Here is a 25971-nt window from a genome sequence, read left to right on the forward strand (position 1 = left end):
ACGCCATGTCTTCATCTCGTCCGGTCTTTCGCACCAGTCTGTTGCCCTATCTTCTGGTGCTGCCGCAACTGCTGATTACCGCCATCTTCTTTCTCTGGCCTGCCGGTGAAGCGCTGTGGTACTCGCTGCAAAGCCTCGATCCTTTTGGCATCTCCAGCAGCTTTGTCGGGCTGGAAAATTTCAGACGCCTGTTTGCCGATCCTTACTATCTGGATTCGTTCTGGACCACCATAAAATTCAGCGGCATGGTCACGGTGTTCGGCATGGTCTTTTCGCTGCTGCTGGCGGCGCTGGTGGATTATGTGGTGCGGCTGCGCCGTCTCTATCAGACGCTGTTGCTGCTGCCCTACGCCGTTGCGCCTGTCGTGGCCGCGGTACTGTGGATGTTCCTGTTTAATCCGGGCCTGGGCCTGTTCAGCTATCTGCTGAACCACATCGGCTACAACTGGAACTATGCGCAAAACAGCGGTCAGGCGATGTTCCTGATTGTGCTGGCATCGATCTGGCAGCAGATGAGCTACAACTTCCTGTTCTTCTTCGCCGCACTGCAATCGATCCCCAAATCGCTGGTGGAAGCCGCCGCCATTGACGGTGCCGGACCGGTGCGTCGCTTCTTCAACCTCTCGCTGCCGCTGATTACGCCGGTCAGCTTCTTCCTGCTGGTGGTGAATCTGATCTACGCCTTCTTCGATACCTTCCCGGTGATCGATGCCGCCACCGGCGGCGGGCCGGTGCAGGCGACCACCACGCTGATCTACAAAATCTATCGCGAAGGCTTTACCGGTCTGGATCTCTCCTCGTCCGCTGCGCAGTCGGTGGTGCTGATGCTGCTGGTCATCGGGCTGACGGTGCTCCAGTTCCGCTTTGTTGAACGTAAGGTGCAATACCAATGATTGAGAATCGACGCGGGCTGGATCTCTTCAGCCACATCGTGCTGGTGCTGGGCGTGCTCACCATCCTGTTTCCGCTCTATGTCGCCTTTGTGGCGGCGACGCTGGATAACGAAGCGGTCTATCAGGTGCCGATGACGCTGGTGCCCGGCACGCACCTGTGGGAGAACATCTCGCGCATCTGGACGCATGGCGTCAACGGCAACGGGCCGGCGTTTGGCCTGATGCTGCTCAACAGCATGATCATGGCGCTGGGCATCACCTTCGGCAAAATCACGGTGTCGATGCTGTCGGCGTTTGCGCTGGTCTGGTTTCGCTTTCCGCTGCGCACGCTCTTTTTCTGGCTGATCTTCATCACCCTGATGCTGCCGGTAGAGGTGCGTATCTTCCCGACGGTGCAGGTGATCGCCGATCTCAACCTGCTCGACAGCTACAGCGGATTAACCCTGCCGCTGATGGCCTCGGCCACCGCCACTTTCCTGTTCCGCCAGTTCTTTATGTCGCTGCCGGATGAGCTGGTGGAGGCGGCACGCATCGACGGTGCCAGCGCGATGCGCTTCTTTATCGACATTGTTCTGCCGCTGTCGAAAACCAATCTGGCGGCGCTGTTTGTGATCACCTTTATCTACGGCTGGAACCAGTACCTGTGGCCGCTGCTGATCATCAATGACGCCAGCCTCGGCACGGCGGTGGCGGGGATTAAAAGCATGATCTCCTCCAGCGGATCGCCGACCCAGTGGAATGAAGTGATGGCGGCAATGTTATTAACCCTGATCCCACCATTGGTGGTGGTGTTAGTCATGCAGCGTGCCTTTGTGCGCGGTCTGGTTGAGAGTGAGAAATAAGATGGCAGGCGTAACCCTTCAGGCAGTAACCAAATCCTACGATGGCAAAAATCAGATCATTCAGCCGCTGAATGTCACCATCAATGACGGCGAATTTATGGTGATGGTCGGACCATCCGGCTGCGGTAAATCGACCCTGCTGCGCATGGTGGCCGGACTGGAGCGCGTCAGCTCCGGCGATATCTATATCGACGACCGGCGCGTTACTCAGGAAGAGCCAAAAGATCGCGGGATTGCAATGGTGTTCCAGAACTACGCGCTCTATCCCCATATGTCGGTGGAGGAGAACATGGCCTATGGCCTGAAAATCCGTGGCATGGGCAAAGAGCAGGTCCGCCAGCGGGTGCTCGACGCGGCGCGCAGTCTGGAGCTGGATCATCTGCTGATGCGTCGGCCTCGCGAACTCTCCGGCGGACAGCGGCAGCGCGTGGCGATGGGCCGCGCGATCGTGCGTGAACCGGCAGTTTTTCTGTTTGATGAGCCGCTCTCCAACCTTGATGCCCGTCTGCGGGTGCAGATGCGGCTGGAACTGCAGCAGCTGCATCGCCGCTTACAGACCACCAGCCTCTATGTCACCCACGATCAGGTGGAGGCGATGACGCTGGCGCAGCGGGTGATGGTGATGAACAAAGGGGTGGTCGAGCAGCTTGGCACGCCGGTCGAGGTGTATGAGCGTCCCGCCAGCCAGTTCGTTGCCTCGTTTATTGGCGCGCCCGCCATGAATCTGCTGAAAGGGCAGTTCAGCAGCGATGGATCGCGCTTTGACCTCGACGCCTCGCACGCTCTGCCGCTCAGCGACAGTAAAGCGAAATGGGCTAACCGGCCGGTGGTGCTGGGTATCCGGCCAGAGCACATCCGGCTCAGTAGCCGCGAGCAGGGCGGCGTGCCGCTGCGGGTCGATACGCTGGAGATGCTGGGGGCTGATAATCTGGCACATGGCCGCATCGGTGACACGCCACTGGTGGTACGCTTAGCCCACAGTGAACGCCCGCAGCCAGGCAGTACGCTGTGGCTGCATCTGCCGTCAGATGCGTTACACTTCTTCGATTCAACCCATGGAAAGCGTCTGGAATGAGCACACAACACTGGCCCTATCCCCACATCGTCGCCCATCGCGGCGGCGGTAAACTGGCACCGGAAAATACGCTGGCGGCGATCGACACTGGCGCGAAATATGGTCATCAGATGATTGAATTTGATGCCAAATTATCGGCCGATGCGCAGATCTTCCTGCTGCATGACGACACGCTCGATCGCACCAGCAACGGCTGGGGCGTGGCGGGTCAGCTGCCGTGGGAGAAGCTGTCGCAGCTTGATGCGGGCAGCTGGTTTGGCAACGCGTTTACCGGTGAAAAGCTGGCGCGGCTGGATCAGGTGGCGGCACGCTGCCGTCAGCATCAGATGATGGCGAACATCGAAATCAAACCGACCACCGGCAGCGACGCTGAAACCGGACGCGCCGTGGCGCAGGCTGCCGCGATACTGTGGCAGGATCAGGTCGCACCGTTGCTCTCTTCGTTCTCTTTTGAGGCGCTGGAAGCCGCGATGAAGGCAGAGCCGCAGTTGCCGCGTGGCCTGCTGTCGCACAGCTGGGACCCGCAGTGGCAGGAGAAAACAGCTGCGCTGGCGTGCGTCTCAATTCACCTTAATCATAAGGTGCTGACCGCTGAGCGGGTCACCGAACTGAAAGCCGCAGGCCTGAAGATTCTGGTTTATACCGTGAACAGCCCGGATCGGGCGCGGGAATTGCTGAAATGGGGCGTCGATGCCATCTGTACTGATGCCATCGACATCATCGGCCCCGATTTTCATTAGTTCTGGTTTAGATTCTGATTCTGATTCTGCTGGCCCGGCTGCGTGGTAATCACCCGCTGCTGGGCGCTGTTCCGCTGCTCCTGCATTTTACGCTGCGTGTCCTGCGTCTGACGCTGCTGATCCTGGCGCAGCTTCAGCTGTTGCTGTTGCTGCTGGGTCTGCATCTGCGACTGCATCCGCTGCTGGCTGGGGTTATAGCCAGGTTTATTCGGATCGTTAGTGCTGTTCAGCGTGTTCGCCTGACTGGCGAAAGGCAGCAGAGCGGCCAGAATAATCATCCACTTTTTCATCACTCCTCCTTCCTTAAAGCGACAGGGTTTTGGGTGCACAACGGCGTACACCGATATCAGGGTCGTAGCCATAAGTTTACCCGATATCACAGACCTTACTTTCCGATCTATTCCTGATTTGACTTAACCCCGGTTATTTTGCTGTATTTGTAGGCACTTGCAGAAATGATAAAAAAATGTAAATAACAATATGGGATGGTGGCAGGATGAAAATGCAGCAAACAGTGCGTCAGCTTAGCTGGTCGCTGGTGATGAGTTTCACCGTAGTGGCAGGCGCTAACGCCGCGCCAACGCAGGCACCGCCGGTCTCCTACGGTGTGGACAGTGACACTTTTCACCCGGTAAAAGCGCAGCACGGCATGGTAGCGTCAGTGGATGCGATGGCGACGCAGGTTGGCGTCGAGATCCTGCGTCAGGGCGGCAATGCGGTGGATGCCGCGGTGGCGGTAGGCTTTGCGCTGGCCGTGACCCATCCGCAGGCGGGCAACCTCGGCGGCGGTGGTTTTATGCTGCTGCGCACTGCCTCTGGCCGCGCCACGGCTATCGATTTCCGTGAAATGGCACCGGGACACGCGTCGCGTGACATGTTCCTGGATAAGCAGGGCAACGCCGACAGCAAGCTGTCGCTGACATCACATCTCGCCTCCGGCACGCCGGGCACCGTGGCCGGACTGGCGCTGGCTGCGCAGAAATATGGCACTCTGCCGCTGAGCACGCTGCTGGCCCCGGCGATCAAACTGGCGCGTGACGGTATTCCGGTCAACGACGCGCTGGCGGACGATCTGAAAACCTACGGTAAAGAAGTGCTGATCACCCATCCCAACAGCAAAGCGATCTTCTACAAACCGGACGGTACGCCGTGGCAGAAGGGCGATAGGCTGGTGCAGAAAAACCTGGCTCACAGCCTGCAACTGATTGCCCGTCAGGGGCCGGATGCTTTTTATAAAGGTGAAATCGCGGATGAGATCGCCGGAGAGATGGCGCAGCATGGCGGCCTGATCAACAAAGCTGACCTGGCGGCCTATCGTGCGGTCGAGCGTAAGCCAATTAGCGGGACATACCGTGGCTATGAAGTCTTCTCAATGCCGCCGCCGTCATCCGGTGGCATCCACATCGTGCAGATTCTGAATATCCTGGAGAACTTCGATCTGGCGAAGATGGGCTTTGGCAGTGCTGATGCCATGCAGGTGATGGCAGAAGCGGAGAAATATGCCTACGCGGACCGTTCGGAATATCTCGGCGATCCCGATTTCGTGAAGGTGCCGTGGCAGGCGCTGACCAGTAAAGCCTATGCCAAAACCCTGGCGCAGCAGATCGATGTGGCGAAGGCGCGGCCCTCCAGCGAGATCAAACCGGGCAAGCTCGAACCTTATGAAAGCAATCAGACTACCCATTTCTCGGTGGTGGATAAGCAGGGGAATGCGGTCGCGGTGACTTATACGCTTAACACCTATTTCGGCAGCGGAATTGTGGCGGGCAACAGCGGCATCCTGATGAATAACGAGATGGATGACTTCTCAGCCAAGCCCGGCACGCCCAATGTCTACGGACTGGTCGGCGGGGAAGCGAATGCGGTGCAACCGGCGAAACGTCCGTTGTCATCGATGTCGCCGACCATCGTCGCCAAAGAGGGCAAAACCTGGCTGGTGACCGGCAGTCCTGGCGGCAGCCGCATTATCACCACGGTGTTGCAGATGGTGGTTAACAGCATCGATTTCGGGATGAACGTAGCGGAAGCCACTAATGCGCCGCGCTTCCATCATCAGTGGCTGCCGGATCAGCTGCGGGTGGAGAAGGGCTTCAGTCCCGATACGCTGCGTCTGCTGGAAACCAAAGGTCAGCATGTGAAGGTACTGCCGTCGATGGGCAGTACACAGAGCATCATGATCGGGCCGGATGGCATGCTCTATGGCGCTTCCGATCCGCGCAGCATCGATGATTTGAGTGCGGGTTATTGATATCTGATAGCCAGGACGGGGTTGAGTGGCTGTGAGATCGAGCCTGCTCAGGGAACACGGTCAGATCGGAAAGACGCAAAAGCGTCATCCCTGACTGCTCGGCCCGCGCCGTCCCTGGCGCGGGACGCTTTCCTCTTCTGCCCGTGTTCCCTGCGCGTTAGGCTAATAAGTTGCTGCCAGGTTCGTTAACTTTTGGGTTTGTCATCGGTCTGGAGGGCATTGAAAAGTGCCCTTTTTCACACACGTCAGGCTTTAACCCGCGCCATATAATGCGCGTCGATCAGTTCACCGTGCCGCATCGCGAAGCCTTTAGCCGTTCCCTCAATCTCAAAACCGAAACGCTGATAAAGGGCGATAGCCGGGCCATTATCGACGAATACTGTCAGTTCCATTCGGCTCACCTGTAGCCAGTTGTCGCACAACGCGACCATTTCACGCATGAGTGCGGTTCCGACGCCACGCTGACGATAGCGTTCATCCACGCCCATACCCAGTGAGGCGACATGACGGCGTCTGGCGCGCTCTTCCACATGCAGCGCACACTGACCGACGACGACATCATCGATACAGGCCGCCAGCAGATGCGCATGGGGCTGAGGCGTCGCGAGACGGGTATGCCACATCTGGAGTGATGAGTGGGGCAAATGAAGTGTGCTGGCCTGGGTATCTGGCTGACCGTAAATCCTGTGCAGCGCAGCAGCATCTTCAGGCGTGACGTGGCGGACAACTATTTCATTCATGGTTTCTCCTTTAGCCCATTAAAACCCTTTAAACATCAAGGTATTCACCGCGTTAATCAGGGTAAAAAAAGTGAAAATGACTTTACAGACGCGAATGATAATGATTATTATTGTCATGCGTTCTCGGGAGGTCGCCCGACAGCCTGAGAAAGCACGACATTGCTCACATTGCTTCCAGTATTATTTAGCCAGCTTATCCGCTGGCTTTTTTTTTGCCTGCCCTTCTTCAGTGCTTTTCAGTCACTGCTCAATGCTCATTCAACTATTTTGAACAGAGGCGTGAAGTTTTTCAGCTATCAATCAGACCGCCTCAGGGACAGACTATAAAAAACATTGAGGAGATTTGAACATGATTTATGTACGCAAAGCTGAAGAACGCGGTCACGCAAACCATGGCTGGCTGGATAGCTGGCACACTTTCTCTTTCGCCAGCTATCACGATGCGAACTTTATGGGTTTCTCCGCGCTGCGGGTCATCAATGAAGATGTGATTGATGGCGGCCAGGGGTTTGGTACCCATCCTCACAAAGATATGGAAATCCTGACCTACGTGCTCTCCGGTACGGTTGAGCATCAGGACAGCATGGGCAACAAAGAGCAGATCCCGGCAGGGGAGTTCCAGATTATGAGCGCCGGCACCGGCGTACGTCACTCTGAGTACAACGCCAGCGAAAGCGAGCCGCTGCACCTTTATCAGATCTGGATCATTCCTGAGCGTACCGGTATCGAACCACGCTACGATCAGCGCCGCTTCCCGGATGTGCAGGGACGTCAGCTGGTGTTAAGCCCGGATGCCCGTGAAGGATCGCTGAAAGTCTTTCAGGACATGACCTTATCGCGCTGGGTAATGGCTGCCGGCGAACAGGACAATGTCGCGATTGATGCGGGACGTCGTATCTGGATTCAGGTGGTGAAAGGTGATGTTACCGTTAACGGCAACGCGATCACCACCAGCGATGCTCTGGCTATCTGGGACGAAAGCGCGCTGACCATTGAAGCCAGCTCGGCTGCAGAAGTCCTGCTGTTTGATCTGCCACCGGTCTAAGCAGATAACGGGCGCGCATCGTCGCGCCCGGTTGGCAATTTTGTGACAGAAAAGTGATAGACTCATCGTACTTTAGCTTTAAGGGCGATCCCAGGCGCTACGATGAAGAAGAAAAGACCGGTATTACAGGACGTTGCCGATCGCGTCGGCATTACTAAAATGACCGTCAGCCGTTACCTGCGTAATCCAGAGCAGGTCTCCGTTGCCCTGCGGGATAAGATTGCGGTGGCACTGGATGAGCTGGGTTATATCCCCAATCGCGCCCCCGATATGCTTTCTAACGCCACCAGCCGCGCCATTGGCGTACTGCTGCCGTCACTCACAAACCAGGTTTTTGCTGACGTATTGCGCGGCATCGAAGCCGTAACTGACGAAGCCAACTATCAGACGCTGGTCGCCCACTTTGGTTACAACCCGCAAAAAGAGGAGCTGCAACTGCGCTCGCTGCTGGGCTGGAACATTGATGGGGTTATCCTCACCGAACGCACCCATACACCAGGCACGCTGCGCATGCTGGAAGTGGCCGGTATCCCGGTCATTGAGGTGATGGACAGCGTCACGCCCTGCCTGGATATGGCGGTAGGCTTCGATAACGTTGAGGCGGCCCGGCAGATGACGCAGGCAATCCTCAGCAAAGGTCATCGTCATACCGTCTACCTCGGCGCACGCCTGGATGAACGTACGCTGCAGAAGCAGCGCGGTTACGAAATCGCGATGCGCGAAGCGGGGCTGACGCCACGCAGTGTGATGATGGAAGATGCCTCTTCATTCAGCGCCGGTTGTGATCTGCTGCGTGAGGCGCAGCGCCTTTACCCCGAAACAGATAGCCTGTTCTGTACCAATGACGATCTGGCGGTCGGCGCGATGTTTGAGTGCCAGCGCCAGGGATTGCAGGTGCCCTCTCAGATGGCGATAGCCGGTTTCCACGGCCATGACATCAGTCAGGTTGTCACGCCACAACTGGCAACAGTGCTGACGCCACGCGACCGCATGGGGCGTGAAGCTGCGGCGCTGCTGCTGGCGCGCATTGCCGGAGAAACCAGCACCTGCCAGCCGCTGGATGTCGGTTTTGAGATCAGTGAAGGTGGCAGCATCTGATTGTGGCGTTTTTATGAGTCAGCTCACACTTTCATGCATTTCCTGGTAAAAAGGTTGCCAGGCTGTTAAGCGGCCAGGAGAATGAGAAACGACATTGTTATCGGTAACATTGGCAAATTCTCACCTGCCGGAGCAGAAAAATGACAACGCAATCCCCGTCGCATCACGTTTTTATCCTGATGGGCGTTTCAGGCAGCGGAAAGTCTGCCGTCGCCAATCAGGTCTCTCACCAGCTGAATACAGCCTTTCTTGACGGTGATTTTCTCCACCCCCGCGCCAACATCCTGAAGATGGCCGATGGTCATCCGCTGGATGACAACGATCGCCAGCCATGGTTACAGGCACTGAACGACGCCGCGTTTGCCATGCAGCGCACCCAGGCGATTTCCATCATTGTCTGTTCAGCCCTGAAGAAAAGTTATCGCGACATCCTGCGTCAGGGAAATGACAATCTGCGTTTCGTCTACCTGAAGGGCGACTTCGACACCATCGAAGCTCGCCTGAAAGCGCGTAAAGGCCACTTCTTCAAGCCGCAGATGCTGGTGACGCAGTTTGCGACGCTGGAAGAGCCAGGGCGGGACGAGCCGGATGTACTGGTGGTGGATATCGCGCATTCACTGGACGATGTGGTGGCAGCTACGGTTGCGACTATCCAGGACGCTATCAGCCAGGGTTAGAGATGAATACCGCAACACTCGTTTTAACCGCAGCAGGCTCCGTGCTGCTGCTGCTTTTCCTGGTGATGAAGGCCCGTATGCACGCCTTCGTCGCATTGATGTTAGTGTCCATCGGTGCCGGGCTGTTCTCCGGCATGCCACTGAATCAAATCGCTGAAACCATGCAGAAGGGGATGGGCGGCACGCTCGGCTTCCTCGCGATTGTGGTCGCGCTGGGCGCGATGTTCGGCAAAATCCTGCATGAAACCGGCGCAGTTGATCAGATCGCCATCCGGATGCTGAAAACCTTTGGTCAGAGCCGTGCCCATTATGCGATGGGCATTGCCGGTCTGATCTGCGCGCTGCCGCTCTTTTTTGAGGTGGCAGTCGTGCTGTTGATCAGTATCGCTTTTGCGGTGGCACGGCGTACCGGCGGCAATCTGGTGAAGCTGGTGATCCCGCTGTTTGCTGGTGTGGCCGCAGCGGCGGCGTTTCTGCTGCCCGGACCGGCCCCGATGCTGCTGGCCTCGCAGATGCACGCAGACTTTGGCTGGATGATCCTGCTGGGTCTCTGTGCGGCGATCCCGGGCATGCTGATTGCCGGACCACTGTTTGGCAACTTCATTGGCAACCACGTCTCGTTCAGCGCGCCGCCGGAAGATCATCAACCGGATGTCGATGAGAGCAAGCTGCCGTCGTTTGGCTTCAGCCTCTCACTGATTCTGTTTCCGCTGGTGCTGGTTGGCCTGAAAACCATCGGCGCACGCTTCACGACCGAAGGCACCACCCTGTATGAGTGGCTGGAATTTATCGGCCATCCTTTCACCGCAATCCTGCTGGCGCTGCTGGTGGCGATTTATGGCCTGGCTTACCGTCAGGGTATGGATAAAGAGCGGGTAATGCAGGTGTGTGGCAGCGCACTGCAACCGGCCGGGATTATCCTGCTGGTGATTGGCGCGGGCGGCGTGTTTAAGCAGGTGCTGGTGGACTCCGGCGTGGGTCCGGTGCTGGGCAATGCGCTGACCGGCGCAGGACTGCCGATTGCGCTGGCCTGCTTTATCCTGTCAGGTGCGGTGCGGGTGATTCAGGGATCGGCAACGGTCGCCTGTCTGACCACGGTCGGATTGATCATGCCGGTGATTGAACCGTTGCACTACAGCGGTGCTCAGCTGGCGGCGCTGTCAATCTGCATCGGCGGTGGCTCAATCATTATCAGCCATGTGAACGATGCCGGTTTCTGGCTGTTTGGTCGCTTCACCGGGGCCAGCGAAGCGGAAACGCTGAAAACCTGGACGCTGATGGAAACCATTCTCGGCACTACCGGGGCTATCGTAGGTATGATTGCTTTCGAACTGCTTTCCTGACTAACCCGACGGGCTATCGGTCCGTCAGGTTTTTTTCCCGAGAGCGGGGGAAGAGTAAAAAAGGGAACAGCAGATAAGGCGCCACTACCAAAAGGACAATGACGCCGCGTGAATAGCCAGAGTCATTTATTCTCCTCACCCCACAGGAAAAAACAGGCAAAATAAACAGCAGCAGCGCGATTAAGCCTATTTCATGTTGTGGCCCGGTAAACCATTGCAGATAACTGCAGAACCAGACCAGCTGAAACAGCAGGAAAATAAAATAGCTCGTCCTTCCTTCACGCCCCTCATAGTTAAACGTACGCAGCAGACAGCTTTTGATAATCTGAAGCAGCCTGTTCATGCCCATTTTCTTCTTATCACAGCAAAAACAACCAGCGTAATGGCGGTGGCAAGTAAGTAAACCCAGGCAAAATCATTAACGTCAACATGGATCAGCTGCACGTCATTCAACGCCGCTTTCCGGCCCGAGACGGATAATACGGTCAGTCCAGCCAAACAGAGTATATTTGCCAGAAAGAATAGTGCCTGAAAGGCTGTTTCTTTAGCCGCGGACAGAAAGGCAATTTTTCTGAAACCCCACCAGGCTACCAGATAAACCAGCAGCCAGAGCAACGCGCAGAGTAGCGGGGCAACCAGATAACTGCGCATATCGGTGATCACTCCTGAATGGCCGCCGTTGGCATACTGCAGCACTTCCTGAAGGGAGAAGTAACCTGTTATCAGATAGAGCGCACCGAAAAAAAAGGGCAATAACAACCTCATTATATAAATAATATTGTTCATTTCAATGCCGTAACTTTGTGATAAACAGGCTGGATTAATGCGGTTGCCTGCCAGCCTGCCAGGGCAAAAGGGCAAAAGGGCAAAAGGGCAAAAGGGCAAAAGGGCAAAGGTGCGGTTATAACTTCAGATAAGCCCGAATGCCGTCCAGGAACATCTGAGTTGCCAGCATAATCAGTATTAATCCCATCAGCCGCTCCAGCGCATTCACGCCTTTGTCGCCCAGCAGCCGCAGGAACAGACCTGACATCAGCAGAATACCCACCGTCACGCCCCAGGCGATCAGCAGCGCGCCGACCAGGTGCGACATCTGATGCGGATATTGATGCGACAGCAGCATCAGCGTCGCCAGCAGCGATGGCCCGGCTACCAGTGGGATCGCCAGTGGCACCAGGAAGGGCTCTTCACCCGCCGGTAAACCAGAACTGCTGCTTTCCGCCGACGGGAAAATCATCTTAATGGCGATAAGAAACAGGATGATCCCGCCGGAAATCGACACCGTTTCAGTACGCAGATTCAAAAATGCCAGGATGCGTTCACCGGTAAACAGGAACAGCAGCATGATGATCAGAGCAATCAACATTTCACGGATCAGCACCACTCGCCGCCGTTTCGGCTCCAGATGCTTTAAAACCGACATAAAAATCGGCAGATTGCCCAGCGGATCCATAATTAACAACAATAATATTGTCGCTGAAATCATTTCAGTCATCGGTTTTACGCCATGTTGTTCACGAAAAAGCGGAGTTATTAGTTACGCTGCTGAAAAAGTTAGCGTAATCGAATTAATTCACTTGCTACCCGGCCTGCATTTTGTAGAGTGAAGGGACACAGGTAAATCTTATTATTACGCAGAGCGGCGTGAAAATAGCACGCCGCTCTCTCCTCTGAAATGAAAAGCAGGTGTAACTGCCTTAGACGGACACGACATGAAGAATGTAGGTTTTGTTGGTTGGCGCGGTATGGTCGGCTCTGTGCTGATGTCCCGCATGAGTGAAGAGCGTGATTTTGATGCAATCAATCCGGTCTTCTTCTCGACGTCGCAGCATGGTCAGGCGGCACCCGCATTTGCGGGCAAACAGCAGGGCACACTGCAGGATGCGTTTGATATTGAGGCGCTGCGGGCGCTGGATATCATTATTACCTGCCAGGGCGGCGACTACACCAGTGACGTCTATCCAAAGCTGCGCGCCAGCGGCTGGCAGGGATACTGGATTGATGCGGCCTCCACGCTGCGCATGAAAGATGATGCCATCATCATCCTCGATCCGGTCAACCATGCGGTGATTCGCCAGGGCATCGACAGTGGGATCAAAACCTTTGTCGGCGGTAACTGTACCGTCAGCCTGATGCTGATGTCGCTGGGCGGCCTGTTTGCTCAGGACCTGGTGGAGTGGGCTTCGGTTGCCACCTATCAGGCGGCCTCTGGCGGCGGCGCGCGCCACATGCGTGAACTGCTGACCCAGATGGGCATGCTGCACGATCACGTTGCGCCTGCGCTGCAGAACCCGGCCTCCGCCATCCTCGACATCGAGCGTAGCGTGACCGACTTCACCCGTTCCGGCACCCTGCCGACCGATAACTTCGGCGTGCCGCTGGCGGGCAGCCTGATTCCGTGGATCGACAAACAGCTGGAAAACGGTCAGAGCCGCGAAGAGTGGAAAGGCCAGGCGGAGACCAACAAGATCCTCGCCACCCGTAACGTCATCCCCGTTGATGGATTGTGCGTGCGCGTCGGGGCACTGCGCTGCCACAGCCAGGCCTTTACGCTGAAGCTGAAACGCGACCTGCCGCTGGCTGAAATTGAGCAGCTGCTGGCCTCTCACAATGAGTGGGTCAAAGTGGTGCCGAATGACCGCGAACTGACGATGCGTGAACTGACGCCTGCCGCTGTCACCGGTACGCTGACCACGCCGGTTGGCCGGTTGCGTAAACTGAATATGGGGCCGGAATATCTCTCTGCCTTCACGGTGGGCGACCAGCTGTTATGGGGCGCAGCCGAACCGCTACGTCGCATGCTGCGGTTGTTAACCAGCTAAACAGAAAACATCGCCAAAGGCCGGATTTATCCGGCCTTTTTTGTTTTTGTCGTACACGAAACAATCTGCCGTTTCGCTTACTCAGTGATCAACTTCCCTTTTTTGCCGGTCGGTTAAGATTATTTTGCTTTAGTCCATGGCAAGTGCCGTGACCAAGCTATGATTTAACCATGATGTGCCACAGGTAACTCTTGTGCTTTCCGGATTAAATGGTTGTGGTACACGGCAAAAACACTTTTCCCACGGAATGGCCTGACTTCTTTGTCGTTGTACGTATGGCTCAATGAAGAGCAGCGCAGGTGGACCGCGACAGGCTGTGTCGCGTTCATTTCGGCTGCCAATTATCACAGGAAGAAAGTCATGTCAGAGCTTCCCGATCGCGATGCGATCAATGCCCTGTTTGCGGGTAATTATGCCGACCCTTTTTCGTTACTAGGGATGCACCGAACTCAGCAAGGCCTTGAAGTCAGGGCATTGCTCCCCGAAGCGCTTGAAGTGTGGGTCATTGAAACCTCCACCGGGCGCAAACTGGCTCAGCTGGTGTGTGAAGATGCACGTGGCTTTTTCAGTGGCGTTATTCCACGCCGCAAAAACCCGTTCCGCTATCAGCTGGCGGTGAACTGGCACGGCCAGCAAAACCTGATAGACGATGCCTATCGCTTTGGCCCGCTGCTGCAGGAGATGGATCTGTGGCTGCTGGCAGAAGGGACGCACCTGCGCCCTTATGAGACGCTGGGCGCGCACGGCGACGTCATCGATGGCGTCTTTGGCACCCGCTTCTGCGTCTGGGCACCCAACGCCCGTCGCGTGTCAGTGGTTGGCGATTTCAACTTCTGGGATGGCCGCCGTCATCCGATGCGTCTGCGTCAGGAACTGGGCATCTGGGAGCTGTTTGTACCGGGCGCGGTCAACGGCCAGCTCTACAAGTATGAAATCATCGACGCCAATGGCGAACTGCGCATCAAAGCGGACCCGTACGCGTTTGAGGCGCAGATGCGTCCGCAGACTGCGTCGATGATCTGTGGTCTGCCAGAGCCGGTTGAGATGAAAGCGGAGCGCAAGGCGGCCAACGCCTTCGACGCGCCGATCTCCATCTATGAAGTGCATCTGGGCTCCTGGCGTCGTCACACCGACAACAACTTCTGGCTGAGCTACAAAGAGCTGGCTGAACAGCTGGTGCCCTACGTCAAAGAGATGGGCTTTACCCATATCGAACTGCTGCCGATCAACGAACATCCGTTTGATGGCAGCTGGGGCTATCAGCCGCTGGGCATGTATGCGCCGACCCGACGTTTTGGTACCCGTGACGAGTTCCGCGCCTTCATTGACGCCGCCCATGAAGCGGGCCTCAACGTGCTGCTCGACTGGGTGCCGGGCCACTTCCCCAGCGACGATTTCGGTCTGGCAAGGTACGACGGCACCGAGCTCTATGAGCACAGCGACCCGCGTGAAGGCTTTCACCAGGACTGGAATACCCTGATTTACAACTTTGGTCGCCGGGAAGTGAGCAACTACCTGTCGGGCAACGCGCTCTACTGGACGGAGCGCTTTGGCATTGATGGCCTGCGTGTGGATGCGGTGGCGTCGATGATCTACCGCGACTACAGCCGCAGCGAAGGGGAATGGGTGCCGAATCAGTACGGCGGCCGTGAAAACCTGGAAGCGATTGAGTTTCTGCGTCACACCAACCGTACGCTCGGCACCGTGGCATCCGGTTCGGTGACCATGGCCGAAGAGTCGACAGACTATCCTGGCGTGACGCGTCCCACCGAAGACGGCGGGCTGGGTTTCTGGTTCAAATGGAATCTGGGCTGGATGCACGACACACTCGACTACATGAAGGTCGATCCCATCTACCGTAAGCACCATCACGATCTGATGAGCTTCGGCATGATGTACAACTACACCGAAAACTTTGTGCTGCCGCTGTCGCATGACGAAGTGGTGCACGGTAAGCGCTCGATTCTCGATCGTATGCCGGGCGATGCATGGCAGAAGTTCGCCAACCTGCGTGCTTACTACGGCTGGATGTGGGGCTTCCCCGGCAAGAAACTGCTGTTTATGGGCAACGAATTTGCCCAGGGTCGCGAGTGGAACCACGATGTCAGCCTTGACTGGCATCTGCTGGAAGGGGACGACAACTGGCACCACGGCGTTCACCGTCTGGTGCGCGATCTCAACCACACCTATCAGTACTACACGCCGCTGCATCAGCTCGACTTCGATCCGGCAGGCTTTGAGTGGCTGGTGGTAAACGATGCGGAACACTCCGTCTTCGCCTTTGTCCGTCGTGACCGTGAAGGCAACGAAGTGATCGTGGTCAGTAACTTTACGCCGGTGCCGCGTCCGGGCTATCGCTTTGGCGTTAACCAGCCTGGCTACTGGCGTGAAGTGCTGAATACCGATCAGCATGAGTATCACGGCAGCGACGTGCGCAACCATCGGGTGCATACCGATGAGCAGGAGAGCCACGGGCGACCGCAGTCGCTGAGTCTCAATCTGCCGCCGCTGGCAACGGTATGGCTGGTGCGGGAGGCTGAATGACCATCACTGCCGGAGATCCCGAACCGCTGGGTGCCAGTTACGATGGCAAAGGCGTTAACTTCACCCTGTTCTCACAGCATGCCGGGCGCGTAGAGCTCTGCCTGTTTGATGAGCAGGGCGCAGAACAGCGTCTTGACCTGCCTGGCCGCAGCGGGGATATCTGGCATGGTTATGTTCCGGCGTTAAAACCGGGACAGCGCTACGGCTACCGGGTGCATGGTCCCTGGGCACCGCAGCAGGGACACCGTTTTAATCCGGCGAAGCTGCTGGTTGACCCCTGCGCCCGCGCGGTTGAGGGCGATGTACCGGATGACCCGCTGTTTCATAGCGGCGAGGCGCAGCCCGATCCGCATGACAACGCGGCGATTGCGCCGAAGTCACGGGTAGTCGCGGAGGATTTTGACTGGCAGGACGACGTCGCACCGGGTATTCCCTGGGGTAACACGGTGATTTACGAAGCCCACGTGCGCGGCCTGACGCAGCAGCATCCGGAAATTCCGGAAACGCTGCGCGGGACTTACGCGGCGCTCGGTCATCCTGTTATGGTGAATTACCTGCGCAGTCTGGGGATTACCACCCTTGAGCTGCTGCCGGTGGCGCACTTCGCCAGCGAGCCGCGACTGCTGCAGCTCGGCCTCAGCAACTACTGGGGCTATAACCCCTTTGCGCTCTGGGCGGTGGATCCCCGTTACGCCTCCGGTCAGCCGGGCGTGACGCCGTTGCAGGAGTTTCAGCAGGCGGTCAAAAACCTGCACGCCGCGGGTATCGAAGTGCTGCTGGATGTGGTGTTCAACCACACCGCTGAACTGGATGAGATTGGCCCGACAATCTCCATGCGCGGCATCGACAACGCCAGCTACTACTGGCTCGATGAGCAGGGCGATTATCAGAACTGGACCGGCTGCGGCAACACGCTGAATATCCATCATCCGCAGGTGATGACGTGGGCTTTAGAGGCGCTGCGCTACTGGGTGCGGGTCTGCCACGTCGACGGCTTCCGCTTTGACCTCGCGCCGGTGCTGGGCCGCACACCGGATTACCAGCCTGATGCGCCATTTTTTGCGGCGATACGCGCCTGTCCGCTGCTCTCTCAGGTCAAGCTGATTGCTGAACCCTGGGATATCGGCCCTGACGGCTATCAGGTTGGTCGTTTTCCGCCGCCGTTTGCCGAATGGAACGATCAGTTTCGCGACACCGCGCGTCGTTACTGGCTGCACGGCGACATAAGCAACGGCGAGTTCGTCCGTCGCTTTGCCGCCTCCAGCGATCTCTACCAGCATGATGACCGGTCGCCACACGCCACGGTTAACCTGATCACCGCCCACGACGGCTTTACGCTGTGGGATGTGGTGAGCTTCGAACGTAAACACAACGAAGCGAACGGGGAAGATAACCGTGATGGTCACGGCGATAACTACAGCCACAACCACGGCAAAGAGGGGCTGAACGTCAGCTTCGACGTGATTGAACGTCGCCGTCGCAGCGTGCGGGCACTGCTGACGACGCTGCTGCTGTCACAGGGCACGCCGATGCTGCTGGCAGGCGATGAGCGCGGCCACACCCAGCGCGGCAATAACAACGCTTACTGTCAGGACAACGCCCTGAGCTGGCTTGACTGGCAGGCGGATGAGAAGGGATTAGTCGGATTCACCGCTGCACTGATCGAGCTGCGCCAGCGCATTCCGGCGCTGACCGCAGATCGCTGGTGGCAGGACGGTGACGGCAATGTGCAGTGGCTCAATGCCGGTGGCCAGCCACTGCAACACGATGAATGGGCACAGGGGATGCACAGATTGCAGATCCTGCTGTCCGGCCGCTGGTTAATAACAATAAACGCCACGGATACGGTGAATGACATCGTGTTACCAGACGGAGAATGGCGCGCCCTTCCTCCTTTCGCCGGGGACGACAACCCCATCCTGCTAACTGTCTGGCATGGTCCCGCACACGGTGTGTGCGTGTTCCAAAAGCAATCATAAGGAGTCAGACATGGTTAAGTTAGATAGAACAGATCACCTGATGCTGGCCCGCCAGCTCCCTACACAGACGGTTGCTCTGATCCTCGCCGGCGGACGCGGCACGCGCCTGGTCGATTTAACGGCCAAACGTGCCAAACCGGCGGTGCATTTCGGCGGCAAGTTCCGCATTATCGACTTTGCCCTCTCCAACTGCGTCAACTCCGGTATCCGACGGATTGGCGTGATTACTCAGTATCAGTCTCATACCCTGACTCAGCACATCCAGCGTGGCTGGTCGATCTTCAATGAAGAGATGAATGAGTTTGTCGATTTGCTGCCAGCGCAGCAGCGATTTTCGACCGAACAGTGGTATCGCGGGACGGCCGATGCCGTGACGCAAAACCTTGATGTGATTCGCCGCTATCAGGCGCAGTACATCGTGATCCTTGCCGGGGACCACATTTATAAGATGGATTATTCACGCATGCTGCTGGATCACGTGGTCAACGAGGCGAAATGTACCATTGCCTGTTTACCGGTGCCGGTGCATGAAGCCACGGCGTTTGGCGTGATGGCGGTGGACGAAGAGAATATGGTGATCGACTTCGTGGAGAAACCCGCGAAACCGCCCACCATGCCGGGTGATGACACCCAGGCGCTCGCCAGCATGGGGATCTACGTTTTCAACGCAGACTATCTCTATGAACTGCTGGAAGAGGATCTGCAGACGCCAGGCTCTAACCACGACTTCGGCAAAGATATCCTGCCGAAAATCGTGGCAAGCGGCGAAGGCTATGCGCACTCCTTCGCGCTCTCCTGCGTACAGAACGATGACAATGCGCCGCCTTACTGGCGCGACGTCGGGACGCTGGAAGCCTACTGGCGCGCCAATCTCGACCTGGCATCGGTGATGCCTGAACTCGATATGTATGACGTCACCTGGCCGATTCGTACCCACATGGAGCCGCTGCCGCCGGCCAAATTTGTTCAGGATCGTTCCGGCAGTCACGGGATGACTATGAACTCGCTGGTCTCGGGGGGCTGCATCATCTCCGGTTCAGTGGTGGTCAATTCGGTGCTGTTCCCGCGGGTACGCGTTAACTCTTTTTGCAATATAGATTCAACTGTACTGCTGCCTGATGTGGTAGTGGGCCGATCGTGTCGTCTGCGTCGCTGCGTCATTGATCGTGCCTGCGAGTTACCGGAAGGCATGGTCATTGGCGAAAACCCGGATGAAGACAGTCGCCGGTTTCACCGTTCGGATGAAGGCATCGTACTGGTAACCCGCGCCATGCTGGCCAGGCTGGCCAAAGCGGGGCTGTAAGCGATAAGCGAAACTTACGCAATCGGCACGCGGAGCGTGTCGGATAACTTAATGAGGTCGAGGATGCAGGTTTTACATGTCTGTTCGGAACTTTTCCCGCTGCTAAAAACGGGCGGACTGGCTGATGTAGTCGGGGCATTACCTCAGGCACAAATTGCGGGCGGCACGGATACGCGGGTACTACTGCCCGCTTTTCCCGCATTGCGCAAAGGCATACCTGATCTCCAGGTCGTGACAGAGCGAGAAACATTTGCCGGTCATGTACGTCTGCTATTTGGTGAATTTAACGGTGTGGGCATCTACTTAATTGATGCTCCCGGCCTCTACGATCGTCCGGGTAGTCCCTACCATGACGAATCGCAGTTTGCGTATGTCGACAACTATCTGCGCTTTGCGCTGCTGGGCTGGGTTGGCTGTGAACTGGCGTGCGGCATGGACGCGATGTGGCGTCCCGATATTGTGCATGCCCATGACTGGCACGCAGGCCTGACCTGCGCCTATCTGGAAGCGCGTGGTCGTCCGGCTAAATCGGTCTTCACCGTGCACAACCTGGCGTATCAGGGGCTGTTCATGGCGCACCACATGGAAGAGATTGGCCTGCCATGGTCGTTCTTTAACATGCACGGGCTGGAGTTCTTCGGTCAGATCTCCTTCCTGAAAGCGGGACTTTTTTACGCCGACCATATCACGGCGGTCAGCCCGACTTACGCCCATGAAATTACCTCTGCCGAATATGCTTACGGCATGGAAACCCTGCTGGCACAGCGGATGCGTGAAGGCCGTCTTAGCGGCATTCTCAACGGCGTTGATCCCTCTATCTGGGATCCGGCGCACGATCTGCTGCTCAGCGCGCGTTATAACCGCGACACGCTGGAAGCGAAAGCGGAGAACAAACGTCAGCTGCAGGTGGCGATGGGTCTCAAGGTAGATGATAAAGCGCCGGTGTTCTGCGTGATCAGCCGTCTGACCAAACAGAAAGGGCTGGACCTGGTGCTGGAGGCGCTGCCCGGCTTGCTGGCGCAGGGCGGTCAACTGGTGCTGCTGGGCCAGGGCGATGCTGAACTGCAGCAGGGCTTCCTGGCGGCGGCGGCAGAGCATCCGGGCAGCGTCGGCGTGCAGATCGGCTATCACGAAGCGTTCTCACACCGCATTGTCGGCGGCGCGGACGTGATTGTGGTGCCGAGTCGCTTTGAGCCCTGTGGTCTGACACAACTTTATGGCCTCAAGTATGGTACGTTGCCGTTAGTGCGTCGCACCGGCGGGCTGGCCGATACCGTGAATGACAGCTCACTGGAGAATCTGGCCGACGGCATCGCCAGTGGATTCAGTTTTGAAGATGCAAACGCCTGGTCACTGCTTCGGGCTATCCGGCGCGCGTTTGTGTTGTGGTCCCGTCCTTCGCTCTGGCGCTATGTTCAGCGCCAGGCAATGGCGATGGACTTTAGCTGGCAGGTGGCAGCACAAGCCTACCGTGATCTCTACCAACGTTTGATGTAACGGATTGGGAAAACTGGATATGAATGCACCTTTCACTTACGCCTCACCAACGTTGACGGTTGATGCCTTAAAGCATTCGATTGCCTATAAATTGATGTTTACCATCGGCAAAGATCCCTCTATCGCCAATAAGCATGAGTGGCTTAACGCCTCGCTGCTGGCGGTGCGCGACCGGATGGTGGAGCGCTGGCTGCGTTCCAGCCGTGCTCAGCTGTCGCAGGATGTCCGGCAGGTCTATTACCTGTCGATGGAGTTTCTGATGGGCCGCACGCTGGGCAATGCGCTGCTGGCGATGGGGATTTATGACGATCTCAACCAGGCGCTGGATGAGATGGGACTGGATCTGGCCGAGCTGATGGAAGAGGAGAACGATCCGGGGCTGGGCAACGGTGGTCTGGGTCGCCTGGCGGCCTGTTTCCTCGACTCACTGGCGACGCTGGGCATGCCGGGCCGTGGCTATGGCATCCGGTATGATTACGGCATGTTCAAACAGAACATTGTGGAAGGTGAGCAGAAAGAGTCGCCGGATTACTGGCTTGAATATGGTAATCCGTGGGAATTCCAGCGTTTCAATACCCGCTACAAAGTGCGCTTTGGTGGCCGCGTCCAGCACGAAGGCGCGAAAGTGCGCTGGCTGGAGACCGAAGAGATCCTGGCGATGGCCTATGACCAGATCATTCCGGGCTTTGACACCGACGCTACCAACACCTTACGGCTGTGGGGCGCGCAGGCCAGCAACGAAATCAACCTCGGCAAGTTCAACCAGGGCGACTACTTTGCGGCGGTGGAAGATAAAAACCACTCCGAGAACGTGTCGCGCGTGCTCTATCCGGATGATTCGACCTACTCAGGCCGCGAGCTGCGCCTGCGTCAGGAATATTTCCTGGTCTCCGCGACGGTGCAGGACATTCTGAATCGTCACTGGCGGATGCATCAGACCTGGGACAACCTGGCGGATAAAATCGCTATTCACCTGAATGATACCCATCCGGTGCTGGCGATCCCCGAACTGATGCGTCTGCTGATCGACGATCATAAATTCAGCTGGGACAACGCTTTTGACGTCTGCTGTCAGGTCTTCTCCTACACCAACCATACGCTGATGACCGAAGCGCTGGAAACCTGGCCGGTCGATATGATCGGCAAGATCCTGCCGCGTCACCTCAGCATTATTTTTGAAATTAACGACTTCTTCCTTAAGACCATTCAGGATCACTATCCCGATGACCTGGATCTGCTGTCGCGCATTTCGATCATCGACGAAAACGATGGCCGCCGGATACGCATGGGCTGGCTGGCGGTGGTGGTCAGCCACAAAGTAAACGGTGTTTCGGAGCTGCACTCCAACCTGATGGTACAGTCGCTGTTTGCCGATTTCTCCCGTCTGTTCCCTGGTCGCTTCTGTAACAAAACCAATGGCGTCACTCCGCGTCGCTGGCTGGCGCTGGCGAACCCGGCGCTGTCAGAGGTGCTGGATGAGGAGATTGGCCGCAACTGGCGCACCGATCTCAGCCAGCTGGGCGAGCTGAAGGCGCAGATCGACTATCCGGCGTTTATTGAAAAAGTGGCGGTCGCCAAGTATCAGAACAAGCGTCGGCTGGCCGACTGGGTGGCGAAGAATCTGGACGTGGTGCTCGACCCGAACGCGCTGTTTGATGTGCAGATCAAGCGCATTCACGAGTACAAACGCCAGTTGCTCAACGTGCTGCATGTGATCACCCGATACAACCGTATCAAGGCCGATCCGCAGGCGGATTGGGTGCCACGCGTCAATATTTTTGCCGGTAAAGCGGCGTCGGCCTATTACGTTGCCAAGCACATCATTCATCTGATCAACGATGTCGCCAATGTGATCAACAACGATCCGCAGGTGAAGAACAAACTGAAGGTGGTCTTCATCCCGAACTACAGCGTGAGCCTGGCGCAGATCATTATTCCGGCGGCCGATCTCTCTGAGCAGATCTCTACCGCAGGGACAGAGGCGTCCGGCACCAGTAATATGAAGTTTGCGCTGAATGGCGCGCTGACCATCGGAACGCTGGATGGGGCCAACGTTGAAATGCTGGATCACGTCGGTGAAGAGAACATCTTCATTTTCGGTAATACCACGCCGCAGGTCGAAGCCCTGCGTAAAGGGGGCTATAACCCGCGTGACTATTATGAAAAGGATGAAGAGCTGCATCAGGTGCTGACTCAGATTGCTTCCGGTCTGTTCAGTCCGCAGGATCCGGGCCGCTACCGCAATCTGTTCGATTCACTGGTCAACTTCGGCGATCACTACCAGTTGCTGGCGGATTATCGCAGCTATGTGGATACCCAGGATAAAGTGGATGCGCTCTACCGTAAACCGGATGAGTGGCAACGCCGCGCGGCTAAAAACATCGCCGGAATGGGCTACTTCTCGTCGGACCGTACGATTCAGGAGTACGCTGATGAGATCTGGAATATCTCGCCAGTAAGGTTGTAAGGCGCGTGCAGTCAGGTTTCTGACTTTCTTTGCGGCCGAGGGATCGGCCGCACTCTCCTGTGCTCTCTTTGCTCACCGTCTATCCCGCTCCTCTTTCAGAAGGTTCAGCCTCTTATCGCCTCTGCCTCCGTAAGTGCCTCTTGTGCGAGCCAGATCATTACACCCTGGCTGAGAATCGCTACTATGCGGGAAAGCAAAATGACCCTACAGGCAACAGCAGCAATGAGTGACAACATCAACCAGGAAATTACCTTCCGTAAACTCAGCGTCTTCATGATGTTTATGAGCAAGGGCAATATCGCCCGTACGGCGGAAGCGCTGGCGCTGAGCAGCGTCAGCGTGCATCGCGCACTGCATACGCTGGAAGAGGGCATCGACTGCCCGCTGTTTATCCACAAGGGCCGCAACCTGGTGCCGCTGCCTGCCGCCTGGACGCTGCTGGACTACTGTCGCGATGTGACCACCCTGATGGGCAAAGGCATTGAAGAGGCGCGCAAAGTCGCAGGCATCGGCGGAGGGCGTCTGCGACTTGGCACGCTCTACTCCCTGACGCTGGAGACCATTCCCCGGCTGATCATGGGCATGAAGCTACGTCGGCCCACGCTGGAGCTCGATCTGACCATGGGTTCCAATCAAATGCTGCTGAATATGCTTGAAGATGATGCGCTGGATGCGATTCTGATCGCCACCGATGACGGCGAACTCAGCGACGCGCATTTTGATGTGATTCCGCTGTTTGAAGACAGGATCTTTCTGGCCACACCGGCCGGGGAGATGCGGGACGGAGCCGGTCCGGTGGATCTGCGTGATTATGCCGACCGTGATTTTGTCTCCCTGGCTGAAGGGTTTGCAACCTATGCCGGTTCGCAGGAGGCGTTCCAGATAGCCGGATTTGAACCGCGCATGGTCACCCAGGTGAATGACATCTTCTCGATGATAAGCCTGGTGCAGGCGGGCGTCGGCCTGGCGCTGATTCCGGGACGGATGAAGAAGGTGTATGAAAACAACATTCAGCTGCTGACGCTCGCTGAGCCTTACCAGATGCGTCAGCAGATCTCGATTGTCTACTCACATCGCCGCGAACGGGATAATGACCTGCTGGCACTGGCGGCAGAAGGGCGGATGTACGCCCGCAGCCTTACTGACTCAGCCGTTTAACCAGATGGAGTGCAACCTCAACGCTGTTGCGCTCCAGACAAATCGCGTCGCCCTGCCAGCCCGCCTGAAGCGTCAGGCCGGTCAGCACATTGCCAGGCGGCATCTCAATCGCCAGTCGGGCATCGCGCTGATTGGCTGAAACCATCGCATCATTCCACTGCACCGTACGCGCCATATTAAAGGCAAGGTCGTCGGCAATCTTCTCCGGCTCCCAAATCACGCGTCCGGTTGAACCACTGAGGTAAGCGCAATGGGGACGGGAAAGGCTGACGGACCCGAATGCGCGCGCCAGTTCTGCGGCGGGCTTATCCAGCAGCGCGCAGTGCGACGGCACGCTCACCGCGAGTTTAATCGCTTTGCTGGCACCGGCATCCAGCGCTTTCTGCGCGACTACCGCCATATCCTCGTCGCGGCCAGCAATCACAATCTGCGTTTCCGCATTCAGGTTGGCGATATAGGTGTTGCTGCCGGGCAGCAGTTTTTCCAGACGACTCAGCGTCAGGCCGGTGATGGCGGTCAGGCCATATCCCTCCGGATAAGCCTGCTCCATCAGATCGCCGCGCAGCGCCACCAGCCGCAAAGCATCACTGAAATCCAGCGCGCCGGAAATCACCGCAGCAGGAAACGCACCAATCGACAGACCGCTGACGATATCGGGTTTCACCCCACGGCGAATCAGCTCGCGCGCCCAGGCGACACCGCAAATCAGCAGACTGAGCTGCACGGCGCGCGTGTGGCGCAGTGCATCGGCACTGTCGAGCTGGTCAGTCTCGTCGCCCAGCACTGCACGCACGCTGTTTAACAGGGCGTCGCCGTCGGGAAGGTGCTGTAACATCCCGGCACGCTGAGTGCCCTGGCCGGGAAAGGTAAAGAGTATTTTCATTGTAGCTCCCTGCTCCAGGGTGAAGCGGTCAGTATCGGCCCGGTAACGGTTTTAACCAGCGCGCGGCCTTCACGCAGCCACTCGCTGAGGGCAAACGCGCCGGACGGCGTTTCTACCTGCGTATCGACCCGGCAGGCCAGCGTGTCGGTTTGCGCCTGCCAGCGTTGCAGCGCATCGCGCGCCAGCGGCTCTGGCGCGCGAATAACTAAATCAAGATCGCTGGCGGCATGCAGCGTGGGTTGCTGTGTTGCCAGTGCGTAACCGGTACTGCCGGTAATACCCCAGCGCCACGGCCAGTCGTGCTCACTGAGGGCAATCGCCGCGCCGACCGGCGCATAAGCGGTAAACGGCGAGGCAAGCAACTGCGCACGCGCCGCCAGCATCTCCGGCGTGACAACGCGAACGATATCCGCTGCATTGACCCATCCGGCGGCGCGCTGTTCGCGGCGCTCGCCGCGCACACCCACCGGTATCAGCCCGGTTTCGCTCCGGTCGCGCCGCACCACGACCGGAAGGCCGGGATGCCAGAACTGACTGATCCAGCTCTCACTGATGGCGGCTAAGGCGTTGCCGTCTCGCAGCCAGAGCAGATCGTGGGGGCGCGGTACAGAGCTCAT

The 25971-nt window shown here is 57.3% G+C and carries 23 protein-coding genes; 16 read left to right on the forward strand and 7 right to left on the reverse strand.

Features of this window, described 5'->3' with window-relative positions; translation table 11 throughout:
* Window positions 1–5: 5 nt before the first annotated feature.
* Genes ugpA through ugpQ form a run of 4 tightly spaced genes read left to right on the forward strand, consistent with a single transcriptional unit; the run spans window position 6 to window position 3550 of the window.
* Complete coding sequence (ugpA, locus tag ACX8ZY_RS01545; protein ID WP_010253295.1) at window positions 6–893, forward strand: sn-glycerol-3-phosphate ABC transporter permease UgpA; 888 nt, start codon at window positions 6–8, stop codon at window positions 891–893.
* The gene (gene ugpE, locus ACX8ZY_RS01550; RefSeq protein WP_010671530.1) at window positions 890–1735 is read left to right on the forward strand and encodes a sn-glycerol-3-phosphate ABC transporter permease UgpE; all 846 of its coding nucleotides are present in this window, start codon (window positions 890–892) and stop codon (window positions 1733–1735) included. The genes ugpA and ugpE overlap by 4 nt, the downstream gene beginning before the upstream one ends.
* 1 nt (window position 1736) lies before the next feature.
* Window positions 1737–2810 (forward strand): sn-glycerol-3-phosphate import ATP-binding protein UgpC, encoded by a 1074-nt coding sequence (locus ACX8ZY_RS01555; RefSeq protein WP_010253289.1) that lies wholly within the window; start codon window positions 1737–1739, stop codon window positions 2808–2810.
* The gene (gene ugpQ / locus ACX8ZY_RS01560; protein ID WP_010671531.1) at window positions 2807–3550 is read left to right on the forward strand and encodes a glycerophosphodiester phosphodiesterase; all 744 of its coding nucleotides are present in this window, start codon (window positions 2807–2809) and stop codon (window positions 3548–3550) included. Before ACX8ZY_RS01555 ends, ugpQ begins: the two co-directional genes overlap by 4 nt.
* Here ugpQ and ACX8ZY_RS01565 read toward each other — a convergent pair.
* A complete protein-coding gene (locus ACX8ZY_RS01565) occupies window positions 3547–3840 on the reverse strand; it encodes a DUF2756 domain-containing protein (protein WP_010253283.1) in 294 nt (97 codons plus the stop codon). The two genes, ugpQ and ACX8ZY_RS01565, sit on opposite strands and share 4 nt — an antisense overlap.
* A gap of 206 nt (window positions 3841–4046) precedes the next feature.
* Here ACX8ZY_RS01565 and ggt point away from each other — a divergent pair, with 206 nt between their 5' ends.
* Entirely contained in the window at window positions 4047–5798 is a 1752-nt protein-coding gene (gene ggt, locus ACX8ZY_RS01570; RefSeq protein WP_061704360.1) for a gamma-glutamyltransferase, read from the forward strand.
* Between the two features lie 245 nt (window positions 5799–6043).
* Here ggt and ACX8ZY_RS01575 read toward each other — a convergent pair whose 3' ends face one another.
* A complete protein-coding gene (locus ACX8ZY_RS01575) occupies window positions 6044–6538 on the reverse strand; it encodes a GNAT family N-acetyltransferase (RefSeq protein WP_010671533.1) in 495 nt (164 codons plus the stop codon).
* 349 nt (window positions 6539–6887) lie between these two features.
* Here ACX8ZY_RS01575 and ACX8ZY_RS01580 point away from each other — a divergent pair, with 349 nt between their 5' ends.
* The 4 genes from ACX8ZY_RS01580 (at window position 6888) to gntU (ending at window position 10701) form a co-directional block, all read left to right on the forward strand.
* Window positions 6888–7583 (forward strand): pirin family protein, encoded by a 696-nt coding sequence (locus ACX8ZY_RS01580; RefSeq protein WP_010671535.1) that lies wholly within the window; start codon window positions 6888–6890, stop codon window positions 7581–7583.
* 102 nt (window positions 7584–7685) lie between these two features.
* On the forward strand, window positions 7686–8681 hold the full coding sequence (gntR, locus tag ACX8ZY_RS01585) for a gluconate operon transcriptional repressor GntR (protein ID WP_010253274.1): 996 nt from the start codon (window positions 7686–7688) through the stop codon (window positions 8679–8681).
* Between the two features lie 140 nt (window positions 8682–8821).
* Window positions 8822–9358 (forward strand): gluconokinase, encoded by a 537-nt coding sequence (gene gntK, locus ACX8ZY_RS01590; protein ID WP_022624019.1) that lies wholly within the window; start codon window positions 8822–8824, stop codon window positions 9356–9358.
* Between the two features lie 2 nt (window positions 9359–9360).
* Window positions 9361–10701 carry a gluconate transporter gene (gntU, locus tag ACX8ZY_RS01595; protein ID WP_010671538.1) on the forward strand — a complete coding sequence of 447 codons (1341 nt, stop codon included), beginning with the start codon at window positions 9361–9363 and terminating at the stop codon, window positions 10699–10701.
* Window positions 10702–10714: 13 nt separating this feature from the next.
* Here gntU and ACX8ZY_RS01600 read toward each other — a convergent pair whose 3' ends face one another.
* The 3 genes from ACX8ZY_RS01600 to ACX8ZY_RS01610 all read right to left on the reverse strand — a co-directional run bounded on the left by ACX8ZY_RS01600 (window position 10715) and on the right by ACX8ZY_RS01610 (window position 12196).
* On the reverse strand, window positions 10715–11044 hold the full coding sequence (locus tag ACX8ZY_RS01600) for a DUF805 domain-containing protein (RefSeq protein ID WP_010671539.1): 330 nt from the start codon (window positions 11042–11044) through the stop codon (window positions 10715–10717).
* Entirely contained in the window at window positions 11041–11487 is a 447-nt protein-coding gene (locus tag ACX8ZY_RS01605) for a hypothetical protein (RefSeq protein WP_459260603.1), read from the reverse strand. Before ACX8ZY_RS01605 ends, ACX8ZY_RS01600 begins: the two co-directional genes overlap by 4 nt.
* Before the next feature lie 115 nt (window positions 11488–11602).
* Window positions 11603–12196 carry a YhgN family NAAT transporter gene (locus ACX8ZY_RS01610; protein ID WP_003853054.1) on the reverse strand — a complete coding sequence of 198 codons (594 nt, stop codon included), beginning with the start codon at window positions 12194–12196 and terminating at the stop codon, window positions 11603–11605.
* 217 nt (window positions 12197–12413) lie between these two features.
* On the opposite strand from ACX8ZY_RS01610, the gene asd reads away from it, so the two are divergent.
* From asd to ACX8ZY_RS01645, 7 genes are all read left to right on the forward strand, one after another.
* Entirely contained in the window at window positions 12414–13523 is a 1110-nt protein-coding gene (asd, locus tag ACX8ZY_RS01615) for an aspartate-semialdehyde dehydrogenase (RefSeq protein WP_010671542.1), read from the forward strand.
* Between the two features lie 360 nt (window positions 13524–13883).
* On the forward strand, window positions 13884–16067 hold the full coding sequence (gene glgB, locus ACX8ZY_RS01620; RefSeq protein ID WP_033780976.1) for a 1,4-alpha-glucan branching enzyme: 2184 nt from the start codon (window positions 13884–13886) through the stop codon (window positions 16065–16067).
* On the forward strand, window positions 16064–18046 hold the full coding sequence (gene glgX / locus ACX8ZY_RS01625; RefSeq protein WP_425021026.1) for a glycogen debranching protein GlgX: 1983 nt from the start codon (window positions 16064–16066) through the stop codon (window positions 18044–18046). The genes glgB and glgX overlap by 4 nt, the downstream gene beginning before the upstream one ends.
* Window positions 18047–18056: 10 nt before the next feature.
* The gene (gene glgC, locus ACX8ZY_RS01630) at window positions 18057–19349 is read left to right on the forward strand and encodes a glucose-1-phosphate adenylyltransferase (RefSeq protein WP_010253246.1); all 1293 of its coding nucleotides are present in this window, start codon (window positions 18057–18059) and stop codon (window positions 19347–19349) included.
* Window positions 19350–19412: 63 nt separating this feature from the next.
* Window positions 19413–20846 carry a glycogen synthase GlgA gene (gene glgA, locus ACX8ZY_RS01635; protein WP_010253243.1) on the forward strand — a complete coding sequence of 478 codons (1434 nt, stop codon included), beginning with the start codon at window positions 19413–19415 and terminating at the stop codon, window positions 20844–20846.
* A gap of 19 nt (window positions 20847–20865) precedes the next feature.
* Window positions 20866–23313 carry a glycogen phosphorylase gene (gene glgP / locus ACX8ZY_RS01640; RefSeq protein WP_010253240.1) on the forward strand — a complete coding sequence of 816 codons (2448 nt, stop codon included), beginning with the start codon at window positions 20866–20868 and terminating at the stop codon, window positions 23311–23313.
* 222 nt (window positions 23314–23535) lie between these two features.
* The gene (locus ACX8ZY_RS01645; RefSeq protein WP_033768056.1) at window positions 23536–24471 is read left to right on the forward strand and encodes a LysR family transcriptional regulator; all 936 of its coding nucleotides are present in this window, start codon (window positions 23536–23538) and stop codon (window positions 24469–24471) included.
* Here ACX8ZY_RS01645 and mdcH read toward each other — a convergent pair.
* Together mdcH and ACX8ZY_RS01655 are read right to left on the reverse strand one after the other, a co-directional pair.
* Complete coding sequence (mdcH, locus tag ACX8ZY_RS01650) at window positions 24452–25354, reverse strand: malonate decarboxylase subunit epsilon (protein ID WP_010253234.1); 903 nt, start codon at window positions 25352–25354, stop codon at window positions 24452–24454. The two genes, ACX8ZY_RS01645 and mdcH, sit on opposite strands and share 20 nt — an antisense overlap.
* Complete coding sequence (locus tag ACX8ZY_RS01655; protein ID WP_421665185.1) at window positions 25351–25971, reverse strand: malonate decarboxylase holo-ACP synthase; 621 nt, start codon at window positions 25969–25971, stop codon at window positions 25351–25353. Before ACX8ZY_RS01655 ends, mdcH begins: the two co-directional genes overlap by 4 nt.

The organism is Pantoea sp. XAF26B01_ASV70, from assembly GCF_054512635.1.

Bases quoted from the DNA above. Each gene is read 5' to 3' on its own strand.
- gntR (WP_010253274.1), top strand. From the start codon at position 7,686: ATGAAGAAGAAAAGACCGGTATTACAGGACGTTGCCGATCGCGTCGGC.
- gntU (WP_010671538.1), top strand. From the start codon at position 9,361: ATGAATACCGCAACACTCGTTTTAACCGCAGCAGGCTCCGTGCTGCTG.
- ACX8ZY_RS01580 (WP_010671535.1), top strand. From the start codon at position 6,888: ATGATTTATGTACGCAAAGCTGAAGAACGCGGTCACGCAAACCATGGC.
- gntK (WP_022624019.1), top strand. From the start codon at position 8,822: ATGACAACGCAATCCCCGTCGCATCACGTTTTTATCCTGATGGGCGTT.
- glgP (WP_010253240.1), top strand. From the start codon at position 20,866: ATGAATGCACCTTTCACTTACGCCTCACCAACGTTGACGGTTGATGCC.
- ugpQ (WP_010671531.1), top strand. From the start codon at position 2,807: ATGAGCACACAACACTGGCCCTATCCCCACATCGTCGCCCATCGCGGC.
- ACX8ZY_RS01555 (WP_010253289.1), top strand. From the start codon at position 1,737: ATGGCAGGCGTAACCCTTCAGGCAGTAACCAAATCCTACGATGGCAAA.
- ACX8ZY_RS01575 (WP_010671533.1), bottom strand. From the start codon at position 6,538: ATGAATGAAATAGTTGTCCGCCACGTCACGCCTGAAGATGCTGCTGCG.
- ugpE (WP_010671530.1), top strand. From the start codon at position 890: ATGATTGAGAATCGACGCGGGCTGGATCTCTTCAGCCACATCGTGCTG.
- ugpA (WP_010253295.1), top strand. From the start codon at position 6: ATGTCTTCATCTCGTCCGGTCTTTCGCACCAGTCTGTTGCCCTATCTT.
- ACX8ZY_RS01655 (WP_421665185.1), bottom strand. From the start codon at position 25,971: ATGAGCTCTGTACCGCGCCCCCACGATCTGCTCTGGCTGCGAGACGGC.
- ggt (WP_061704360.1), top strand. From the start codon at position 4,047: ATGAAAATGCAGCAAACAGTGCGTCAGCTTAGCTGGTCGCTGGTGATG.
- glgC (WP_010253246.1), top strand. From the start codon at position 18,057: ATGGTTAAGTTAGATAGAACAGATCACCTGATGCTGGCCCGCCAGCTC.
- asd (WP_010671542.1), top strand. From the start codon at position 12,414: ATGAAGAATGTAGGTTTTGTTGGTTGGCGCGGTATGGTCGGCTCTGTG.
- ACX8ZY_RS01565 (WP_010253283.1), bottom strand. From the start codon at position 3,840: ATGAAAAAGTGGATGATTATTCTGGCCGCTCTGCTGCCTTTCGCCAGT.
- ACX8ZY_RS01645 (WP_033768056.1), top strand. From the start codon at position 23,536: ATGAGTGACAACATCAACCAGGAAATTACCTTCCGTAAACTCAGCGTC.
- glgB (WP_033780976.1), top strand. From the start codon at position 13,884: ATGTCAGAGCTTCCCGATCGCGATGCGATCAATGCCCTGTTTGCGGGT.
- ACX8ZY_RS01605 (WP_459260603.1), bottom strand. From the start codon at position 11,487: ATGAACAATATTATTTATATAATGAGGTTGTTATTGCCCTTTTTTTTC.
- glgA (WP_010253243.1), top strand. From the start codon at position 19,413: ATGCAGGTTTTACATGTCTGTTCGGAACTTTTCCCGCTGCTAAAAACG.
- ACX8ZY_RS01610 (WP_003853054.1), bottom strand. From the start codon at position 12,196: ATGACTGAAATGATTTCAGCGACAATATTATTGTTGTTAATTATGGAT.
- glgX (WP_425021026.1), top strand. From the start codon at position 16,064: ATGACCATCACTGCCGGAGATCCCGAACCGCTGGGTGCCAGTTACGAT.
- mdcH (WP_010253234.1), bottom strand. From the start codon at position 25,354: ATGAAAATACTCTTTACCTTTCCCGGCCAGGGCACTCAGCGTGCCGGG.
- ACX8ZY_RS01600 (WP_010671539.1), bottom strand. From the start codon at position 11,044: ATGAACAGGCTGCTTCAGATTATCAAAAGCTGTCTGCTGCGTACGTTT.